Origin of the sequence: Lacrimispora struthionigena, from assembly GCF_048627165.1 — a bacterium.
Taxonomy (GTDB): domain Bacteria; phylum Bacillota; class Clostridia; order Lachnospirales; family Lachnospiraceae; genus Lacrimispora.
In genome coordinates, this window is sequence record NZ_JBMBWP010000001.1 from 624,452 (window position 1) to 645,417 (window position 20,966).

Genomic DNA, 20,966 nt, shown 5'->3' on the forward strand with positions numbered 1-20,966 from the left:
CTGATACCTATTAATATAACTGCAGAGGTGGCTATGATGAATCGTAATCAACAATTTTCCATGTTGAATAGGGACGACGATTGATAGCGCTTGTATCTTTGAATCATCATAGGTACAGGCGCTTTCGTTGCTGTGCCTATGTGGAAAGAATACAATTCGGAACCGCATTGGTGGATAGTACTGATCCGTGTGGTTCTATTTTTTTACCCATACGGGCAATCATGAAAGGTGGTGATCGTGTGGGACATATGGATGATGTCCTTATGGATGGAATGGGATGGTTTGAAGCTGCATTCTATGAATCCTGGAGGAAAAAATATTGAAGAATATTGTTGGAATGATTGAAAAAGGAACAGTTGAGGCCGGGGATCTGGCATATCATCTGAATAAAAAGATAAAAATACACGGAAGTATCTATAAAATAAGAAAAATGAGCGGGTTCGCATTTATCCTGTTAAGAACCAAAAGAAATGTGGTACAATGTATCTACAGCAATGAATTTTCTTTGTTTGAACTGGATGAATTGACAGAAGAGAGCTGCGTGATTGCAACCGCTCAGGTAATTCCGGAAGAAAGATCGAAAGCAGGTTTTGAGCTTCAGCTGCTTCAGGTGGAGATCTTGTCGAAACCGGATCAGCAGAGTCCCATTGTGATTAATAACAAACGAGTGGACACTTCCCTTGAAAATCTTCTTAATTTCAGACCGGCTACTCTGCGTAATGAAAAAGAACGTGCCATATTTTTATTACAGGAGGGAATTACACTGGGAATCCGTGAGTTTTTAAAAAAGGAGAATTTTACAGAAATCCACTCACCCAAAATTGTTCATGCAGGTGCAGAGGGAGGAGCGAATATCTTCCGCTTCGATTATTTTGGCAAGGAGGCATATCTTGCCCAAAGTCCTCAGTTTTATAAGCAGATGATGGTGGGAGTTTATGAACGGGTATTTGAAATCGCTCCGGTATTCCGGGCTGAAAAGCATGATACCTCAAGACATCTCAATGAATACACAAGTGTGGATTTTGAGATGGGATATATTAAAAATTTTGAAGACATCATGGAAATGGAAACGGCTATGCTTCGTCATGTGATAGAGGTGCTGGAATCTGATTATGAAGAAGAACGGCGGACATTAAATGTAAAGCTGCCTTATATTAAGGAAATTCCATCAATCAAATTTATGGAGGCAAAAGAACTGATTTCCGAAAAATTTAACAGACCAATCCTGGATTTTGATGATTTTGAACCGGAAGAGGAAAAATTACTTTCCCAGATAATAAAAGAAGTAACAGGGAGCGATTTTGTATTTGTCACTCACTATCCAAGCAGGAAAAGACCATTTTACGCCATGGACAGCATAGAAAATGTAGAAGAAACTGAAAGCTTTGACTTACTGTTTAAAGGACTTGAAATTACCACAGGCGGACAGAGAATTCATAACTATGAGCAGCAGTTAAGTAAAATGAAGAAGCGGGAAATGAATACAGAATCATTTGAAAGCTATCTGATGATGCATAAATATGGCATGCCGCCTCATGGAGGCCTGGGACTTGGGCTGGAACGTTTTACCAGCAGGTTACTGGATCAGGATAATGTACGTCTGTCTTCTCTTTTTCCAAGAGATTTAAACAGAGTAACACCATAAGAATTTTTTTATTACAGTTTCATAAGCTGCGCCATATCAGGCGGGCTTATGAAACTGTTTCTTCTATAATTATAGGGTATAGCGGTAAATGGCATTAAAGCGGTCATTTCTATAAGGATCATAAAAGCCGTCGCTGATTTCCCAGCCTTCAAATTCATCCTTTGTAAACAGTAGATGTTCCTCGCGGTGAGAACGAATGGGAAGTTCGCCAATGAGCACACTTTTTTTCGCAACTCTTAACAGCTCACTTGTGGCTTTTTTTGCATATTCCTTGTTGTCAAAATAGAGATAGACACCATAACAGATCACCTTATCAAAGTAACGATCTTTAAAGGGTAAATCGGCAGCTTCTCCGGTGAGGACGGAATTGTGCAGTATCTCAATGTGTTTTTTAACCAGTGTATGGGAATAATCCATTCCTGTGTAATCGCAGTCCAGGTATTGGGCAAGGGCACCTGCGCCGCAGCCAACTTCTAAAACCTTATCATTTTTTTGTATATCCAGACGTTTCGTAATCTGACGGGCCACTTCCTCCATATCTACCTGAGTTGCTTCATAGCCGTCAAAGGCGAGTAAATCATTTCCCTCTGCTTTTCCTTTTCTTACCCAGATCTGCTTCCATGTTTCGTTTGCTGTTTCCTGTGCGTTCATTTTAATTACCTCCTGATATTATCGTAATATATGTTTTAGTGCGTCACATAGGCGCTTGTTATCTTCTTTGGTTCTGACTGCGATCCGGATACATTCTCTTCCTTCCATACCTGGTTTGTGGGAGAGATCCTTTACAAGAATGTTGTAACGGTTTAGCAGCAGCTCGGCGATCTGATGAGCAGAGCAGCCGTCCTTTACCTCGCAGAGTATAAAGTTGGCCTGGGACGGATACAGGGTCAGCTGTCTTATGGAACCCAGTAAACCGTACATTTCGTCTCTTGTCTCCTGAAATTGTTTTAGGGCATCCCTGTAATCCCCCTGATACTTTTCAAATATCTGAAGAAAATATTCCGCAAGAGAATTAATATTCCAGATGGGGAGCTCCTTTCGTACAAGAGCAATGATATCCGGATCTGCACAGGTCAGGATTCCAAGCCGCAATCCTGGTACACCATAAGATTTTGAAATACTTTTTATCAGGACCAGATTCTGATTGGCGTTTAAGATCTCCGGTGTCATAAAGGACGGTTCCTCTTCTGTATCAGAAAAATCCAGAAAGGATTCATCTAAAATCAGCAGAGTGTTTCGATCCTTGCAAAAATGTGCCAGTTTTTGAACGTCTTCTTTTTTTATGTAGTTTCCGCTGGGATTATCCGGATTTACTAAAACCAGTGCGGATAGTTCCTTATCGCTGTAAAACTCCATAAGGTCCTCAGCTGTATAGGAGAAATCTCTGGAGGACACGGTATAAGGGATGACAGAGGCAGCACAGTTTTCGTATTCGGAAAAAGAAGGACGTAAAACTCCCACTGGTTTTTCAAAGCTGCGAAGAAGCGGTTTTATCAGTTCTGTGGCTCCATTTCCTGTCAGTACCTGGTTTTTATCAAGCCCCAGGGATTTAGCAGCGAGAAGGTTGTTAATATCGAGTCCGGAAGGATAGCTGGTAGTAAGGATTTCAAAGCTGGCCTTGATCTCTCCCATAAGACGGCTGTTAGGAAAATAGGGATTTACCAGATAGCAGAAATCCAACAGTCCCGGATAGCGCCAGTACCCCCCGTAGCGTTCAGACAGGCGGAGCAGTCTGCTTTGGGAGTCTGTGAAAATGGATTCTGCAATATCTAAGTCCTGCTCGTCATCAATTTCGTACCAGAAGCCATTTTCCAGACGGGAAGCTTTTAAATCGTGATCATCCAGAAGGGAAATGACTTTCAGTACCTGCTCATAGTAGGCGTTATTTCCCAATGCCTTGCTGTATGCCTCTAAGAAGGGGACATAATGGGTGGAGGAGAAGTTCTGGCTGAATTTGTATATATTGACCGTTTTATAGTAGGAATGAATGTCTTCAAAGCGGAAGTCTTTTCTGGTTAAGAACTTCATGATATTGTCCTGCTGGTCAATCAGTACAACGGTGCCGTCCATCCAGCTTTCAAAGGGTGCGGTCAGAGCCAGATTGGGGCGGGGGTCTTTAATGATCTGGGTTAAAACCTCCTGTTCAAATATTAAGTCTGATTCCAGAAGAATGGTGTCATCTTCAAGGAGACAATCTTTGGCCAGATAAAGGGAATAGATGTTGTTGGTGGTTTCGTAAACCGGATTGTCAATAAACACTACCGGTGTCCGGAGGGAAAGGGATTCCACAAAGGAACGCAGAAGTTCCCCCTTGTGACCGGTCACAAGAATGATTTTTTCCAGATCATATTGGTCAAGCTGCCTTAACATACGTTCAATTAGTGGAATTTTGTTGACAGGTACCATACACTTGGGCTGATGCTCGGTTAATTGTTTCAGTCGCCGTCCCATACCGGCAGCCAGGATGATTGCTTGCATAGGCTCCTCCTTTATTGTTCAAAAAGTAAAATATTTCTAAATTTATGAACATAATAGCAGTTTAAAAATTAATTGTCAAGAGTGAAGACAGGGAAAAAGAAAAATTTTATCAGTGGAAACAGGAAACGGTTTTCAATTTCGCCTTGACATTTAAAGGGAGAGTGCTATAATATGAAAATGATTTCTGATTTCGAAAATAGGGGATGAATATGGCAGAACGTGGAAGATACCGGACCAGGCAGCAGGAAATGATTGTGAGCTGCTTAAAGAAACAAAAAGGAATATTCTGTACCGTAGAAGAGTTTATGGAACGTCTTAAAAGTGACGGAATACATGTTGGACAGACTACCGTATACCGGGCTCTGGAACGTTTATGTGAGGATGGCGTGGTTGTAAAGATCCCCTCTGTGGACGGATCCAAGGCTCAGTTTCGATATATAGGGGAAGAAATAAACAGGAATGTGGGGAAGCTGGTCTGTTTAAAATGCGGCTCCATGATTCCTTTAGAATGTTCCAGACTGGATGAGTTTTACCATCATATCCATGAGGACCATGGATTTAAGCTGGATCAAAAGCACATGGTGCTTTACGGCTATTGCAGCAGCTGCCAGCAGTAAGCTGACAGAAAAGAAAGGATTTATTATGAAAGGCAGATTAAATCCCAGACAATGGGCAGCCCTTATGACAGCTTTGATTCTCACCGTAGTTTTCCTGGGCTCGTCGATATTTGTATTCACTCATCTTTCCCATGACTGCACAGGCAGACATTGCAGAGTCTGTCAGGAGATAGAAGTATGTATTTCGGCACTCAGTGTAATTTTTGAAGCGATTGGAACAGCTGCAGTAACCGCTGTTTCCTTACCAATTATAAAATATTCCATGCTGCCTTATCTGGCAGGATTGTTTCTCAGTCCGGTTTCTCTTGTGGATTTAAAGATCCGTATGAATAATTGAATCGGTTGATCCATACGGAAATTTGAAGTAAACAGAAAAATCGGAGGATTTTATTCATGAATAAAGCAACAAAAGTAATTTTGTTAGCAGCGGCAGCTTCTGCAGTGCTGTTATCTGGGTGTGGTCAGAAAAAAGAAGCAAATGACAGCGGAAAGCTGAATGTAATGGCCAGTTTTTATCCCATGTATGATTTTGCCGTTAAAATCGGCGGCGATAAAGTAGATGTTAAAAATATGGTTCCAGCAGGAACAGAGCCTCATGACTGGGAGCCGGCAACAAAGGATATCACTGGTCTGGAAAAAGCAGATGTATTTGTATACAGCGGAGCTGGAATTGAGCACTGGGTGGATGATGTGTTAAAGAGTCTTAAAAATAACAATCTGACTGTTACAGAGGCATCTTCAGGAATCTCCTTAATGAAAGGGGAGGAACATGAGGAGGCTAAAAGTGAGGAACATGAACACGGAGAGTTCGATCCTCATGTGTGGTTAAGCCCAGTGAATGCAAAGAAAGAGATGGAAAATATTAAGGATGCCTTTGTTAAGGCGGATCCGGGTAATGAAGCATATTATCAGGCTAATTATGATACCTATGCCAGCAAATTTGATGAGCTGGACAAGAAATATAAAGATACATTATCTCCGCTGCCCAATAAATCCGTAGTCGTTGCCCATGAGGCATTTGGATATCTTTGCAATGCCTATGGTCTGACTCAGATGGGCATTGAGGGACTGACACCGGATTCTGAGCCGGATCCGGCAAGAATGGCGGAAGTCATAGACTTTGTAAAAGAAAACAAGGTGAAAACCATATTCTTTGAAGATCTGGTCAGCCCCAAAGTGGCAGAGACCATTGCAAAAGAAACAGGCGCAAAAACAGAGGTGTTAAATCCCTTAGAAGGACTGACTGACGAGCAGTTAAAAAATGGTGATGATTATTTCTCTGTTATGGAGAAGAATCTGACTGTTTTAAAAGAAGCGCTGGAATAAAAAGAACAGGAGTAAAAATGTGAACGCGATTGAAATGAAGGGACTGACATTTTCCTACGGAGGAACAAGGGTTTTAAACGGAGTGGATCTAACTGTTCCCCAAGGCGGTTTTGCCGCGCTCACCGGTGACAACGGGGCTGGGAAAAGTACACTGATACGGATTCTGTTAGGCGAGCTGTCTTTAACCGGAGAAGCAGGAAGCTTTAAACTGCTGGGGAAGGATATCCGCCAGTTCAGTGACTGGAAGGACGTGGGATACGTTCCCCAAAATGGAATGGATACTTACAAGGACTTTCCGGCCTCTGTTGAAGAGATCATTCAGGCAAATTTATACAGCCAGATCGGGCTGTTTCGTTTTCCGGGTAAAAAAGAGAAGGAAAAAGTGACAGAAGCTCTTTGTGAGGTGGGAATGGAACCATACAGAAAACGCCTGATCGGGAAGCTGTCAGGCGGTCAGCAGCAGAGAGTACTGCTGGCAAGAGCCCTGGTTAATAAGCCTCGTCTATTAATTCTTGACGAGCCCACCACCGGTGTGGATGAAAAGAATACGGAAGAATTTTACCGTCTGATCCAAAACTTCAATCGCAATGATCACATGACTGTTTTTATGGTAACACACGACAGGAAGCGTCTGGCCGGTCTGGCAGATACCATCTTTCGGCTGGAAAACGGCTTGATGAGACAAATAACAATTACGGGGGAGGCTGACTGTGATGGAGATATTTAATTATGCCTTTATGCAGAAGGCCTTTGTAGTGGGAATTCTGCTTGCCATGGTGATTCCCTGCATCGGTGTGGTAATTGTATTAAAAAGACTTTCCATGATCGGAGATGCACTTTCCCATACCTCTCTGGCAGGAGTTGCTTTCGGGCTCATTATGGGAATTAACCCGGTTGCCGGAGCCGTGGCAGCCTGCATTATGGCTGCCCTTGGAATCGAGGCGATACGAAGAAAACTGCCCCGTTATTCGGAGATGTCCATCGCCATTATTATGTCTGCCGGAATCGGTCTGGCAGGTGTGCTGTCTGGTTTTGTGAAGAATTCTGCCAACTTTAACAGCTTTCTCTTTGGCAGTATTGTGGCAATCAGCGACATGGAGATGTTTCTGGTTATCGGAGTGTCCTTAACGGTGCTTTTGCTGTTTGTACTTCTTTATAAAGAACTGTTTTATATTGCTCTTGATGAGAGGAGTGCAAGACTTGCCGGAGTTCCTGTGAAAATAGTGAATTTTATATTTACCGTATTAACGGCAGTTACGGTCTCCATTGCGGCAAGAACCGTAGGAGCCTTAATTGTTTCGTCCATGATGGTGATACCCACTGCCTGTTCCATGCAGTTTTCCAAAAATTACAGGCAGACAGTCCTTTATGCCATTGGTTTTGATGTGGTATTTATGATAATTGGCCTTTTTGCTGCCTATTATCTGGGATTAAAGCCGGGAGGAACCATAGTTTTAGTCGGAGTGGTTTCCCTTCTCTTTATATTTATTGGAAAAAAGCTGCTTGGAGTGAAAGGTTAGGTCACGATAAGGAGTAGAGAAATGACAGATTTGTATATCATATCCGGTTTTCTTGGTGCAGGCAAGACCACACTCATTCAGACTATGGTCCCTGCAGTTTTTGAAAACCGGAAGATTGTGGTGATAGAAAATGATTTCGGCGACGCCGGAATCGATTCAGAACTTTTAAAAGGTGACAGTTTAACTGTGACCAGTTTAAACTCAGGTTGTATCTGCTGCAGTCTGAACGGAGATTTTAACAGATCCCTGGAACAGATTGTAAAGGAGTATGCACCGGAGGTGATTTTAGTGGAGCCGTCTGGAGCCGGGAGACTTTCTGATATCATTAAGGTCTGTATGAAACGGAAGGATCTGGTGAAGATCTGTCGCTGTATTACGGTGGTGGATGTGATGAATTTTGATAAATACAGGGAAAATTATGGAGAAGTGTTTATCAATCAGATTCAATTCGGTGATTTAATTCTTCTAAGCCATTTAAGCGGGAAAACAGGAGAGATCCAGGAGACCATGGATAAAATCAGGAAACTGAATCCTGAGGCCAGAATTGAAGCGGATTTTTGGGATGGGATTCCTGCAGATGTATTTCGTCAGGGAGACAGAGTATCTCTTACGGAGTCTTTGATGGAAGATATGAAAAACCCCGTAACGCTTAACCGGAAGATTCGTTCCGGCGGCAAGGGAGAATGTGCGGTGCGGCCGCTGTTTCGTTTTACCAGAGAGATATTTTTATCCGTAAGTATTGATTGCGACGAAGTCCTCACAGAGGCGGAACTGAAGGCGAAAATTAACAGAGTGACCAGTCAGGCTGATGGAATGATTCTGAGAGGAAAAGGGATCGTGAAAGGGCCTGCGGGAAGCATTTCTTTTCATTACATACCCGGAATGCTTAAGATACAAAGCTCACGGGGAGAAGGAAACAGTGTGTGTTTTATAGGGACGGGAATAAAGGAAGATCAGATTATATCATTGTTTAAAGGAGAATGACACCATGGTAACACCTGCGTGGGTAGTCACAGGATTTCTTGATTCCGGGAAAACAACGCTGATAAACCGGTTAATCCGGGAAGAGCTTTCTGAACAGGAAGTCCTGGTGATTCAATTTGAGCGGGGAGACACACCCCTTGCCGAAGGGGAAGGAGTGCGCTCCCTTTATTATTCTAAGGCGGAAATAGAGGAATCACCATACGCTGTGGCTGATTCCATTTGTGAAGAGATCCAGAAGGATCCGGCAGAGTTAATCTTAATTGAGTGGAACGGGATGGAGCATTTTCATCGATTTGAGGAGATGTTTCTTCAGTTTCACTTAAAGCCGGCCATCCATGTGGAAAAGGTTATTTATGTAGGAGATGAGAAAGAACTGAAGCACAAAATTACAGATTCCGGATTGATTTCCATGTCACAGATTGCTGCAGGCAATCTGGCGTATTTAAGGGTGGAAGAGGAGAAGGCAGAGCTAAGTGCGCGGGAGCTTTTTCAGATTAATCCTGACATTCATGTATTTACGGAAGGAAAATGGGATCGTTTTAAGAAAAAAATGTTTCAGTATGAAGTAAAATCTCAGATATCGCTGTTATTGGTCGCTGCTGCAGCCATTTTTTATTTGACAGCCAATTCTTATCTGGGATCTTTTGTTACCTTGTTTTTGGGAGTGTTTTTACAGGCAGTGCCATTTCTTGTGATTGGGGTTTTACTTTCCTCTGCCATACAGGTTTATGTATCTGCGGACTGGATACGCAGTAAATTCCCCAAAAACGTGGTTTTCGGACAGCTGTTTGCCATAGTGGCAGGGTTCTGTCTTCCGGTTTGCGACTGCGCTTCCATACCGGTGTTTAAAGGTCTGGTAAAAAAAGGAGTTCCATTATCGGCAGCAGTTACTTTTATGCTGGTTTCTCCAGTGATAAACCCGGTTGTAATATTGTCTACCTGGTATGCTTTTAATGGTAACCTTAAGATAATTGCAGCAAGATGCGGATTGGGAGTTTTATGTGCAGTGCTGACTGGCCTGACATATTTGATCAGTCCTCCTCAGAAGGTTTTGTTGACAGATCCGGCAATACAGGGAGGAGAAGGATACGGAGATTATGAAATTCCTACATCGGATGACAGCAAAGCAACCCGTTTCTTTCAGATGATGGGTCATGCCCAGAATGAATTTTTCAAAGTTGGAACGTATCTGCTTACGGGAATTTTTGTATCCACTGTGCTGCAGGAGGTCTGGCCGGGAATGACCCGGTCGGGAGGGGGAATTCCCATCCTGGCATCGGTAGCATTTATGATGGCAATGGCATTTATCCTGTCCTTGTGCTCCTCTTCCGATGCAGTTGTGGCAAGAACCATGGCAGGTGTTTTCCCCGCCGGGGCGCTGATGGGCTTTCTGGTGTTTGGTCCCATGATGGATTTAAAGAATGGAGCCATGCTTCTTGGCGGTTTTGAAAAGAAGTTTATTGTCCGCCTCTTTGTTACAACGTTCCTGATTTGCTTTGGTGTTGTTGGTATATTTGCAATACTTGGAAGTGGAGGGATCCGGATATGAAACTAAGAGGAAAGGGATTGAATATTCAGGCATTGACAGAATCTGTCTGCTATCTGGTATTTGGGATTCTTCTGTTCCGGCTGACTGTAACAGGCGCCTATTTATCCTATGTGACTCCGAGAATGAAGCCTTATCTATATGGTTTATCCGCTGTCATGATACTGTGGGCAGGAATGGGGGCTTTCAGGGTTTTCCGCCCTAAATATAAAGCCCGCCTGTTTCACTGTCTGGTTCTTGGAATTCCCATTCTTGTTTTAGCTGTGCCTCCGGCACCACCGGCAGGGAGTGCTGCGATTAAGAACTATTCCAGTTCCAGTATACCCGGGTCCTCTGCGCAGGGGGCGGGGGATGATTACGGAAATACTGGTGAACAGGCAACAAACGGGTTTGATTATTATGAAGATGAGACAGCTGCAGAAGAACCGGATGATAGTGCTGGTTACGGTGAGAATGCTGGTGAGGAGCAGACACAAAGTCAGCAGCCGGAGCTTTTAAAAGGAGCTGAATTAAATGGACTTGATGAGAAAGCACGAACGATTACCATTGCAGATGATGATTATTATGCGTGGATGACAGAGCTGGGAGAGCATGCGGATCAATACCAGGGATATACAGTTACCATGAAGGGATTTGTATTTCTGGATCTGGAAAACCGGCAGGAGAATGAATTTGCGCTGGTCCGTCTTTCTATGTGGTGCTGTTCTGCTGACATGGCGCCTATGGGTCTGATGGCATATGATACAGGCGGACTGAAGTTTCAGGAGAATGACTGGGTCACTGTGACAGGAAAGCTGTTGGTAAAAGACGGGTATCCGACTATTGATGCAGATAATATGGTGGTAGCGGAGAAACCCCAGCAGGAGTATGTTTATCCTTATTACTGATAGAATCGTATCTATGTGTGGTACGCATAAATCAGAAGCTAAAAAAGGAATGTCTCTGTTAGATATATAGCTATATTTCTAACGGACATTTCTTTTTTTAGCATACCTGCAAGTATCGCTACATGAAATTAAGCTGGACAAAGCTATGTAATTAAAAACTTAACGGCTTAGTTATGAGAAAAGCTCCGGTTATTAACAGGCAGGCCATTAGTATCTTCATTGATATTTTATTTATTTTATTTGCTGCTTTGAATCCAGTCCATTCCATAGGAGCTATTCCTATACCAAAACCGCAGGCTATGTATAAAAGACCTATCTCCCACGGCAGTATTGTTGTAGCGGTTATAGCAAATCCTACCATAATAATCCATAACCCCATGCACAAAAAGCCCATTGTTTCTCCAATGGAATTTCCGCAATATACATGAAATGCTTCAAATATTATAATTAAGTTATCTTTCTCTTTTTCTGATGCATTGACTGTCATATATTTTGAGGATATAGTATCCGCCAGAAATACCCACCTCATCAATCCGATTACATAAAAAATACTTGCAGCAGTTCCAAAGAATGTACCAATGATCAAATAAGGAGTATTATTAGTGTTTAGCAATCTGTAAAATATCCCAGAGATAGCTGTTAGCATCAAAGAACTAAGAGAGAAAATTACCCAACATGGCTTTATTTTTCCTTTTTTGTCGTAGTATGCCCGCAATACATTTTGTGCTGGCTGTCTTAATATTTCAGGATAGTTAAAAAATTTAGTTATTCCAATTTGACTTAATGTAAAACCGATTGCAACTATTATTATAAAAATTCCAGAACTTTTTTGAAATACAATATTTGTCATAATGACACCTCCAATGCTGATTATCAATAATATTTAATGAGTTTACCTACTAAACTAATGGATAAAATTAATCTGTTCTTATTCAATTAAAATTTTACTCAGATTATCCATGATGTTTAAAAAAATCTGTATGTCATGCTCACTCATGTCTGCAAGTTCCTTTTCAATCCTTTTATAGAATTCATAATGGTATTCGTTATGTCCTTCATAAACTTGCTTCCCTTTGAGAGTTAAGCTTAAAGCAACTTCTGTATCACTTTTCGAAAGTACTGTTTTGATTACTAAACCTTTCTTAATGAGTTTATCAATCATCTGTGAGACTGCGCCTTTTGTTATACCCAGGTAATTTGCCAGGGTTGTAACATTAATGCTGTTATGCTTTCCAATCGCATCAATGGTATGAACTTCGGAACGATGGTATAATTGATCCGTCCCGTAATTACGTGGCTTTTTTTCACTTAAAATGTATTGATTCATTACTTTTTCGAACGAATGAATAACTGTATCTGTTTTTGATAATTTCGGCATATCTTTCTCCTTTATACTGTTTTATACAAGTTTAGCTACTAAACACAGGTATTGTACAACGTATAAATCCACCAGTCAAGCGGAAAAATAATTTAAGTGATATTTTATCTCAGTTGTCTTATGTTGACAGAAGGTACATCCAATGATAGACTGTACAGGTATTTTTGCGAGTTAGTATAAACTAACTAATGAGAAAATAAATCAATAAGAACAAAGGAGTGTATAAGAGTGAAGCTTATAAAACTTTTTTCCGGATTCATGGTACTTACAGTTCTCTTAACTGGATGCGGCGCATCCGGACAGAGTGGGGAGAGTACGAAAACAGAAACAGTAACTGCGAAGACAACGGCAGGGGAGTCTGCCAGAGTCATTGAACATGCCATGGGAACAACGGAGATAAAAGGAACACCTCTTAGAGTTGTAACACTGTTTCAGGGAGCAACAGACAGTGCCCTGCTTCTTGGCGTAAAGCCTCTTGGAGCAGTTGAATCCTGGGCGGAAAAGCCGGTTTATGAATACTTAAGGGGTCAGATGGATGGAGTGGTGAATTTAGGAATAGAAACCCAGCCGAATTTAGAAGAAATAATTGCGTTAAAGCCTGATTTAATTATTGCTTCTAAAGTCCGCCACGAAAAAATATATTCCCAGCTCAATGAAATTGCACCAACTGTCATGGTCAACGAGGTGTATCAGTGGAAGGATACTCTCAATATCTGTGCAAAAGCCCTGAACAAAGAAGAGAAGGCAGAAGAGTTTTTTGCAAAGTGGGATGAAAAAACTGCGTATTTCAAGGAAAAGGCAGCAGATAAAATCAAGGATACCGAGGTGGCAGTGATTGATTTCCGGGCGGATCATGCAAGAATCGTTTATACAGGCTTTGCTGCTACGGTATTAGATGACATGGGGATTGAGCGTCCGGAAAGTCATAAGAAAGAGGAGTGGGGTGTTATGCTTCAGTCTGAAGAGGCAATTCCCCAGATGGAGGCGGATCTGATTTTTGACCAGACCAACTTAAATGAGGCGGAAAATGTGACAAACCGGGATAAATGGACCTCCAATCCACTGTGGTCCAATTTAACTGCAGTAAAAAATAATCAGGTATATCCGGTTAATTCTGTATTCTGGAACAGCGGCGGCGGCCCTCAGGCAGCCATGCATATGCTTGAGGAAGTATATGCATTTTACGGAGTAGAATAAGAGAAAAGGAGAAAGGCATATGGCTTGGCTGCGGACCACAACACAAAAAACAGCAGTATTAACCGGACTTCTTGCAGGAATGGTACTCTGCTTTGGAGCCAGCGTATCACTTGGTACTTATTCCATTGCTCTTCATGAGGTGGTTCAGGCGTTTATTCATTTTGATCCTGGTTTAACGGAGCATATTCTGGTTATACATACAAGACTTCCAAGAGCAGTCACAGCCATGCTGGTGGGAGGGAGTTTAGGGGTTTCCGGTGTGCTGACACAGGCACTGACCAGAAATCCTCTGGCTTCCCCCAGTATTCTGGGGATAAATTCAGGCGCCGTATTTTTTGCGGTGCTTGCTTCCTCCTTTGCAGGGAATCTGCCGGGGGAAGGTGTTTTATGGGCAGCTTTTACAGGCGCGGCTCTTTCTGCCGTTTGTGTATACGTTCTTGGGTCGGTAGGGAGAGATGGTCTGACACCTGTTAAGATTGTGCTGGCCGGATCTGCTATTACTGCACTTTTTTCCTCTTTTACCCAGGGAATCCTGGTTTTAAGCGAATCGGGAATCCGCAACACCTTATCCTGGCTGGCAGGAGGCATTGCAGGCCGTGATATGAAGCAGCAGATAATGGTGATTCCCTACATGGCAGCAGGTATGCTTCTGGCCCTGCTGCTTTCGGTTCCTGTAAATATTTTATCTTCAGGAGATGACGTAGCCAAAGGACTGGGACAGCGTACCTTGCTGGTCAAAATTATGATGGGGGTTTCCATTATACTATTAGCAGGCAGTTCCGTGGCGGCAGCAGGCTCCATCAGCTTTGTGGGTCTGGTAGTCCCCCATTTGTCCAGAAATCTTGTGGGGCAGGATCACAGGTGGATTATTCCCTACAGCGCAGTACTGGGAGCAACTCTTTTATTATTTGCTGATATACTGGCCCGATTTATCGTCATGCCTTCCGAAGCGCCGGTAGGGGTTATGACAGCTCTCATTGGTGCGCCATTTTTCATCTATATCGCAAGAAAAGGAGGGAAAGGCAGACGATGAAATTACGATCTAAAACTGCATCTGCAAAAGGTGCATCAGCCCCAAAAAGAAAGCTTCTGGCACTTGCCATATTACTGGCTGTTTCCTATGCAGCCTGCGTCTGCGCCGGATCCCTGATTCTTTCTCCTGACACGGTTCTTCTTGGAATCCTCGGAAAGTCTGACAGCCAGGTGAAAATGATTCTGGAGACTGTCCGGCTACCCCGTGCTACAACTGCAGTTCTTGCAGGAGCAGCACTTGGAGTTTCCGGAACTCTGCTACAGGGAACTATAAGAAACCCGCTAGCTGCTCCCAATGTAATCGGCATCACTGGTGGAGGCAGTCTTTTTGCTGTTCTGTTCCTCAATTATTTTCCGGATGGAGGAACGGTTTACCTTTCCCTGGCATCATTTTTGGGAGCACTTGCCGCAGCCGTGCTTGTCTATGTGCTGGCATTTAAAAAAGGAGTAACCCCCATACGGCTGATACTGGTCGGGATCGGTGTTTCATCTGTAACAAGCGCTCTGACCACCCTGCTGCTTTCTAAAAGTAAAAATGCAGCAGTGGATAAGGCTTATTTATGGATGGTGGGCAGTGTATATGGTGCGGACTGGAATGATGTGCGCCTTCTTCTGACCTGGTTTTCCATTTGCTTTTTCTTTTCCATGGCTTACTCCCGTCATATTGATGTGCAGGGGCTGGGAGATGAAGTGGCAGCAGGTTTGGGAGCTCATTTACAGAGACACAGAGCAGTTATCATTTTACTCAGCGCTGCTTTATCGGGAGGCGCGGCAGCGGTGGTAGGAGCCATAGGATTTATCGGCCTGATCGCACCCCATATGGGCCGCCGTCTGGTGGGGACAGAGCATATCTTTCTGCTGCCTGCCTCGGCACTGATCGGTGCCTTGATCCTGCTGGTTTCCGATACGGTTGCCAGAACGGTATTTCTGCCGGTTGATGTGCCGGCAGGAGTGTTTACTGCCGCAATCGGAGCCCCGTTTTTCATTTACCAGCTTTACCGCAGCCGCAATCAGTCCAATTGACAGGAGAAAATACATGAATGAATTATTGACCAATCAATTATCTCTGTCCTACGGAGACCAGCTTATTATAGAACAATTAAATCTACATATTCCAAAAGGAAAGATCACCATACTGGTGGGAAGCAACGGGTGCGGTAAGTCCACACTGCTAAAATCCCTCTGCCGCCTGTTAAGGCCCGGCAAAGGAAACGTGGTTCTGGACGGACAGGATATCTTTAAAATGTCCACAAAGGCTGTGGCAAAAAAACTGGCGGTATTGCCTCAGGGGCCCACTGCGCCTGAAGGACTGACCGTTTCCCAGCTAGTAAGACAGGGCAGATACCCTCATCAGAATTTTATGGGGCAATGGACCAGACAGGACGAGGAAATGGTGCAAAAAGCCATGAAAGATACCAATGTAGCTGGTATCGCCGACAGAACCGTGGATTCTCTCTCTGGCGGTCAGCGCCAGCGCGCCTGGATTGCCATGACTCTTGCCCAGGGAACAGAGTACCTGCTTTTAGACGAACCTACTACATATCTGGATCTTGCCCATCAGATTGAGGTATTGGACCTGCTTTATGACCTGAATGCCAGAGAAGGACGCACCATCGTTATGGTGCTTCACGATTTAAATCTTTCCTGCCGCTACGGTCATCACATGGTTGCATTAAGTAATCGCAGGGTATATGCCGAGGGAGCTCCGGAAGAGGTTATGACTGCAGAAACAGTCAGAAAAGTCTTTCATCTGGAGTGTGAGATCTCAACGGACCCAATATTTGGAACACCTTTATTAATCCCCCATGGCAAAGGAAGGAGCATTGGTCCAGCCCATTCCTGTTGACAGACATCCCAGGCTGATTTACAATAAACTTATACAGAATTTACCAGTAGACAGGTAAATCTACTGGTTTGGATAAGGAAGGAGCTGATAACATATGCTATTCAGCTTAAATGATTTTTTAATCGCTGTCTCCTTTGCATTGGACTTTATGGAGAAGGACCGGCTGGGAATGCAGTCCAATCATGGAAAGAGAACAGCTTATTTAACCGTATGCATCGCCAGGAGGATGAATTTATCAGAGGAAGAGATTTATGATGCAGCTGCGCTTTCCATCCTACATGATAACGGTTTAAGTGAATCAAGCCTTTATGAAGATCTTCCAGGGGAATGGGATCATGCAGTAACCAGATTCGAAGGCTCCAGAGGCCATTGTATGATTGGGGAAAAGAATATAAAAGACTACCCGTTTCTGACAAAACCGCAGGATGTAATTCTCTATCATCATGAGCGTTATGACGGAAATGGGTATTTTGGGTTAAAAGGAGATGATATACCGCTCATTTCTCAGATTATTGCTGCGGCTGACAGTTTTGAAAACTATTTTAAGTTTGCAGACGGAGATTATTCTCATGAAGAAGTGTTAAAATGGCTTTCCATCTGTCAGGCTGGCATGGTTTGTCCAAGGCTTGCCAAAGTTCTTCAGTTGATGGTGGAAGATCAGTCGGTCTGGGCAAATCTAAGCAATGACAGGATTGAGCAGGCGCTTGATGAGGTGGTTCCGTCCTTTGAAATGGACATATCTCTGGACAAAATCCGGCAGGTTACTGGAGTATTTTCCAGAATCGTTGACTGCAAATCCAGTTTCACCAGACGTCATTCCAAGGGTTTGGCAGAAAAAGCGGCCCGAATGGCTGAATATTATAATAAGGATCAGGAGGAGACGGCCAGGCTGATTATTGCAGCCGATTTGCATGATTTAGGAAAGCTGGCTGTGCCAAACAGTATTCTTGACGTTCCCCGTGCCCTGACACCGGAGGAATTTGAGACAGTAAAAAAACATGTGTATTATACAAGAGTCGCACTTGAGAACATCAGGGGGTTTGAAGACATCACAGAATGGGCTGCCAATCACCATGAAAAGCTGAATGGGAAGGGATATCCCTTTGGTAAAACAGGGGTTGAACTGGATTTTAATTCACGCATGATGGGCTGCCTTGATGTGTACCAGGCGCTTACGGAGGATCGCCCTTATCGAGCTGGAATGCCTCATAGTCAGGCAGTTAAGGTCCTTTCTGATATGGCGGACAATGGTTTCGTGGATTCAGGCATTACAAAGGATATAGACCAGGCATTTAGTTCTGTTTAACAAAGGGGAGTTTATGAAGTATGAAAAAGTAGCATTATCAATTATTCTGGTTTCTTTGCCATGTCTGGTTTTTGACTTTCTACTGCCTGCTTATACCAGAGAGCTGGGCTATACGGTGTTTCAGTTAAGTATTCTGTATTCAGTTTATTCGTTTTCAGGATTGGTAATGAGATTACTGTTTGGGAAGATTTCGGACCGTTACAGCCGTTTCCTGGTGTTGAGCTGTGCCATATTCCTGTACGTAATAGCATATTTTTTGCTTTCCCAGACAAGAGGTCTGGGATACTTACTGGCCGCAAGAATGGTACAGGGAGCCGCAGGAATTCTCTTGACAATTTCAGCCATCAGCCTGATTACAGCTGAGAAAACAAGTTTTGCAAAGGGTCTTGGAAGGTATAGTGGGAATCGGCAGCTGGGCGGAATCATAGGAATAGGTCTGACATTTTATGTGCTAAACCGCACTGATTTTTTAGAGGGCTGGAGCCAGATCTTTTTAATCAGTTCTGCTTTTGCATTTGTTTCGCTGGTTCTTGTATTTATAAAGAAACCTTCTCATACAAGTGAACCGGCTTTCCAGACTGGGAAAGTGGTCTATACTCCCCTGGAACAGAAGATCTGGATGTTGAATCTTTTATATTGTATACCAGCCAGCCTGGTGGGAGTTTTAGTGATTCCATATATGATGGAGACATATCATGTGGGTATGCAGGCGATTGGATTAGTCTTTATGTTGCCGGTAATACTTACTGCCTTTTTAAGTCCAAGAATCGGACAGATTGGAGATAAGCTGGGCTATAAGAAAACAATTTTTTCCGCTACTCTGATTGCGGCTGTTTTCATGGTTCTGCTGGTTTTCAGCCCCAATCTGCAGATATTTGCCATTGTCTGGACCTTGTATCAGATAGCGCTTACGGCACAGGACTATTCTTTGGATGCACTTTTTGTGCAAGGAGTTCCGGAACAGGTAATGGGAGATTTTTATGGAAAGTATATGCTTGGCACCAGCCTAGGCGGAATCATTGGTCCTTTTATGGGAGGAAGTGTTTTTTTGCTTGCTGGGGGAAGGGCGCCCTATTTTCTCTGTGCTGTTTTTCTGACTGCTATCAGTATACTTGTGTGGAAACTGATCCCTGCAGGAGGAAAGTCCGATGGAGCTGTGTCTGGGTTGACAGAAAAACAAGATAGTGATATAGTCATTTAATCAAAGGTAAGGAGAGCAGATATGAATTTTTTTATTAGCGATCAATTGACAAGACGAATGAGCTCTGTACAAATCAACCCGGTGAAACATTGTACAGAGTATGGCGGTTACTGATACGCTTATAAGATTCATCGGGAAACAGTGCAGCAATAAGAACAGCGTTACAGGCTGTTTCTTCTTTTGATGCCTGTTTTCCCTGCTTCTTTTTGCGGTGAAGGGTCATGGACAATGTTTTATTTGTTCATGGCCTTTTGTTGTATGAAGTTGAAACAGAAGGCTGAGAAAGTTTGATCCAGGTCTTCTGTTTTTTTATTTTAATTCAGCAGAGAGGATATTAGGATTAAAGGAGAAAACGGTCTGTATTTGAAATGAACACAGGAAAGAAGGAAGTAAGACGTGAGTTTATTGGAGATTACAGGCTTATCTCACTCATTTGGAGATAATCAGTTATTTTATGAAACAGATTTAGTTCTTAATAAAGGAGAACATATTGGAATTACAGGGCAGAATGGTACAGGGAAAAGTACCCTGATTAAAATTTGTACAGAACAGATCATACCGGATCAGGGCAGAGTGGTGTGGTATCCCGGCATAAAAGTGGGTTATCTGGACCAATATGCCAGCATGGACAATGGGATGACAATGAAAGCATTTTTAAAAACAGCATTTGAGGAGCTCTATACTCTGGAGAGAAGGATGAATGAACTGTATGACCGTGCAGCCAGAGGACAGGAAGGAGCGCTTAAGGCGGCTGCCGTCTGCCAGGAACAATTGGAGCATCGTGATTTTTACCGGATCGATTCACAGATTGATCTGGTTTGTCAGGGGCTGGGACTTTCTTCCCTTGGTTTTAACCGTCCGATTGGAGAAATGAGCGGTGGTCAGAGGGCAAAAGTCATTATGGCGAAGCTTCTGATTGAGAAGCCAGATGTTTTGCTTTTAGATGAGCCCACCAATTTTTTGGATCATGATCATATTGTCTGGCTTCAGGATTACTTAAGCGGGATCGAACAGGCATTTATGGTGATCTCTCATGATGAGGGGTTTCTGACCAAAACAACAAACTGGATTTGTGATATTGATCAAAAAAGGGTAGTGAAATATTTTGGCTCTTACGGAGAATTTTTGAAAAAGAAAGTCCAGCTTCGGGAAAATTATACAAGGCAATACTGCGCACAGCAAAAAGAGATTAAAAAGACAGAAGAATTTATCCGTAAAAATATAGCAGGAAGAAAATCGAAAATGGCAAGAGGCAGACAAAAGCAGCTTGACCATTTGGAACGAATGGAGGCACTGGATCAAAAAGAAATCAGACCCTTTTTCCGGTTTGATCAGGGGACCCTTCCTTTGGCAGGAAAACTGAATGTATCAAATCTGACTGTAGGATATGGCTCACCTGTTTTATCCTGCGTGAACTTTTCTATGAGAGAAGGGGAAAAGGTGGTAATAACGGGATTTAACGGAGCTGGTAAATCTACGCTGCTAAAAACCCTGATGAATCAGATTCCTGCCTTAGGTGGTAAATATTGTTTCTCTGAAAAGGCGGTCATCGGTTATTATGAGCAGGATCAGGTATGGGAAAATGACAGCCTCACACCTATAGAAATCGTATCGGATCATTTTCCATTGCTGGAGAGAATGGAGGTAAGAAAAAAACTGGCTCAGAACGGGATATCAAAAAAACATGCCCTGCAGCCTGTGGGAACCTTAAGCGGAGGGGAACAGGCAAAAGTTAAGCTATGTCTGCTGACAGGAAGAACTTATAATTTTTTAATTCTGGATGAGCCAACCAATCATCTGGATGTACAGGCGAAACTGGCCCTTAAGGAGGCATTATCGGCATTTTCCGGCACTGTTTTGCTGGTCTCCCACGAAATTTCCTTTTACAGGGATTGGGTGGACAGAGTAATCGATATCGGCTTTTACTAATGATTAATTTTGTCAAATATAATTTATTAAAATCATATTGACTTACGTAGAATAATATGGTAGTATTTTACTAT

21 protein-coding genes are annotated in these 20,966 nt (G+C 43.0%); 17 read left to right on the forward strand and 4 right to left on the reverse strand.

What is annotated here, in order from left to right:
* Positions 1 to 140 precede the first annotated feature (140 nt).
* A complete protein-coding gene (locus ACOAOT_RS02905; protein WP_420215597.1) occupies positions 141 to 323 on the forward strand; it encodes a hypothetical protein in 183 nt (60 codons plus the stop codon).
* Positions 320 to 1,645 (forward strand): aspartate--tRNA(Asn) ligase, encoded by a 1,326-nt coding sequence (aspS, locus tag ACOAOT_RS02910; protein ID WP_420215598.1) that lies wholly within the window; start codon positions 320 to 322, stop codon positions 1,643 to 1,645. Before ACOAOT_RS02905 ends, aspS begins: the two co-directional genes overlap by 4 nt.
* Positions 1,646 to 1,714: 69 nt before the next feature.
* On the opposite strand, the gene ACOAOT_RS02915 is transcribed toward aspS, so the two are convergent.
* The gene (locus ACOAOT_RS02915) at positions 1,715 to 2,296 is read right to left on the reverse strand and encodes a class I SAM-dependent methyltransferase (RefSeq protein WP_420215599.1); all 582 of its coding nucleotides are present in this window, start codon (positions 2,294 to 2,296) and stop codon (positions 1,715 to 1,717) included.
* Positions 2,297 to 2,314: 18 nt separating this feature from the next.
* Positions 2,315 to 4,123 (reverse strand): aminotransferase class I/II-fold pyridoxal phosphate-dependent enzyme, encoded by a 1,809-nt coding sequence (locus tag ACOAOT_RS02920; RefSeq protein WP_420215600.1) that lies wholly within the window; start codon positions 4,121 to 4,123, stop codon positions 2,315 to 2,317.
* A gap of 209 nt (positions 4,124 to 4,332) precedes the next feature.
* Between ACOAOT_RS02920 and ACOAOT_RS02925 the strand changes: the two genes are divergently transcribed.
* The 8 genes from ACOAOT_RS02925 to ACOAOT_RS02960 are packed head-to-tail and all read left to right on the forward strand — an operon-like array spanning position 4,333 to position 11,003.
* Entirely contained in the window at positions 4,333 to 4,740 is a 408-nt protein-coding gene (locus ACOAOT_RS02925) for a Fur family transcriptional regulator (RefSeq protein WP_420215601.1), read from the forward strand.
* Positions 4,741 to 4,765: 25 nt separating this feature from the next.
* Positions 4,766 to 5,077, forward strand: a complete 312-nt coding sequence (locus ACOAOT_RS02930) for an AraC family transcriptional regulator (protein ID WP_420215602.1) — start codon at positions 4,766 to 4,768, stop codon at positions 5,075 to 5,077.
* 56 nt (positions 5,078 to 5,133) lie between these two features.
* Positions 5,134 to 6,066 carry a metal ABC transporter substrate-binding protein gene (locus ACOAOT_RS02935; protein WP_420215603.1) on the forward strand — a complete coding sequence of 311 codons (933 nt, stop codon included), beginning with the start codon at positions 5,134 to 5,136 and terminating at the stop codon, positions 6,064 to 6,066.
* A gap of 19 nt (positions 6,067 to 6,085) precedes the next feature.
* Positions 6,086 to 6,793 (forward strand): metal ABC transporter ATP-binding protein, encoded by a 708-nt coding sequence (locus ACOAOT_RS02940; protein WP_420215604.1) that lies wholly within the window; start codon positions 6,086 to 6,088, stop codon positions 6,791 to 6,793.
* Positions 6,780 to 7,586, forward strand: coding sequence for a metal ABC transporter permease (locus ACOAOT_RS02945; RefSeq protein WP_420215605.1), 807 nt, complete (start codon positions 6,780 to 6,782; stop codon positions 7,584 to 7,586). Before ACOAOT_RS02940 ends, ACOAOT_RS02945 begins: the two co-directional genes overlap by 14 nt.
* Before the next feature lie 21 nt (positions 7,587 to 7,607).
* Complete coding sequence (locus ACOAOT_RS02950) at positions 7,608 to 8,570, forward strand: CobW family GTP-binding protein (protein ID WP_420215606.1); 963 nt, start codon at positions 7,608 to 7,610, stop codon at positions 8,568 to 8,570.
* 4 nt (positions 8,571 to 8,574) lie between these two features.
* Positions 8,575 to 10,119 (forward strand): permease, encoded by a 1,545-nt coding sequence (locus ACOAOT_RS02955; protein WP_420215607.1) that lies wholly within the window; start codon positions 8,575 to 8,577, stop codon positions 10,117 to 10,119.
* The gene (locus tag ACOAOT_RS02960) at positions 10,116 to 11,003 is read left to right on the forward strand and encodes a TIGR03943 family putative permease subunit (RefSeq protein WP_420215608.1); all 888 of its coding nucleotides are present in this window, start codon (positions 10,116 to 10,118) and stop codon (positions 11,001 to 11,003) included. Before ACOAOT_RS02955 ends, ACOAOT_RS02960 begins: the two co-directional genes overlap by 4 nt.
* Positions 11,004 to 11,154: 151 nt before the next feature.
* Here ACOAOT_RS02960 and ACOAOT_RS02965 read toward each other — a convergent pair whose 3' ends face one another.
* Positions 11,155 to 11,853 (reverse strand): DUF4386 family protein, encoded by a 699-nt coding sequence (locus tag ACOAOT_RS02965; protein WP_420215609.1) that lies wholly within the window; start codon positions 11,851 to 11,853, stop codon positions 11,155 to 11,157.
* 78 nt (positions 11,854 to 11,931) lie between these two features.
* A complete protein-coding gene (locus ACOAOT_RS02970; RefSeq protein WP_420215610.1) occupies positions 11,932 to 12,381 on the reverse strand; it encodes a MarR family winged helix-turn-helix transcriptional regulator in 450 nt (149 codons plus the stop codon).
* A gap of 228 nt (positions 12,382 to 12,609) precedes the next feature.
* On the opposite strand from ACOAOT_RS02970, the gene ACOAOT_RS02975 reads away from it, so the two are divergent.
* The 7 genes from ACOAOT_RS02975 to ACOAOT_RS03005 all read left to right on the forward strand — a co-directional run bounded on the left by ACOAOT_RS02975 (position 12,610) and on the right by ACOAOT_RS03005 (position 20,892).
* The gene (locus ACOAOT_RS02975) at positions 12,610 to 13,578 is read left to right on the forward strand and encodes an ABC transporter substrate-binding protein (RefSeq protein ID WP_420215611.1); all 969 of its coding nucleotides are present in this window, start codon (positions 12,610 to 12,612) and stop codon (positions 13,576 to 13,578) included.
* Positions 13,579 to 13,597: 19 nt separating this feature from the next.
* Positions 13,598 to 14,611 (forward strand): FecCD family ABC transporter permease, encoded by a 1,014-nt coding sequence (locus tag ACOAOT_RS02980; protein ID WP_420215612.1) that lies wholly within the window; start codon positions 13,598 to 13,600, stop codon positions 14,609 to 14,611.
* Positions 14,608 to 15,633 carry a FecCD family ABC transporter permease gene (locus ACOAOT_RS02985; protein ID WP_420215613.1) on the forward strand — a complete coding sequence of 342 codons (1,026 nt, stop codon included), beginning with the start codon at positions 14,608 to 14,610 and terminating at the stop codon, positions 15,631 to 15,633. The genes ACOAOT_RS02980 and ACOAOT_RS02985 overlap by 4 nt, the downstream gene beginning before the upstream one ends.
* Before the next feature lie 13 nt (positions 15,634 to 15,646).
* Positions 15,647 to 16,456 (forward strand): ABC transporter ATP-binding protein, encoded by an 810-nt coding sequence (locus ACOAOT_RS02990; RefSeq protein ID WP_420215614.1) that lies wholly within the window; start codon positions 15,647 to 15,649, stop codon positions 16,454 to 16,456.
* 94 nt (positions 16,457 to 16,550) lie between these two features.
* Positions 16,551 to 17,762, forward strand: coding sequence for an HD-GYP domain-containing protein (locus ACOAOT_RS02995; protein ID WP_420215615.1), 1,212 nt, complete (start codon positions 16,551 to 16,553; stop codon positions 17,760 to 17,762).
* Positions 17,763 to 17,775: 13 nt separating this feature from the next.
* Positions 17,776 to 18,963 carry an MFS transporter gene (locus ACOAOT_RS03000; protein WP_420215616.1) on the forward strand — a complete coding sequence of 396 codons (1,188 nt, stop codon included), beginning with the start codon at positions 17,776 to 17,778 and terminating at the stop codon, positions 18,961 to 18,963.
* 396 nt (positions 18,964 to 19,359) lie between these two features.
* The gene (locus ACOAOT_RS03005) at positions 19,360 to 20,892 is read left to right on the forward strand and encodes an ABC-F family ATP-binding cassette domain-containing protein (protein WP_420215617.1); all 1,533 of its coding nucleotides are present in this window, start codon (positions 19,360 to 19,362) and stop codon (positions 20,890 to 20,892) included.
* Positions 20,893 to 20,966 lie beyond the last annotated feature (74 nt).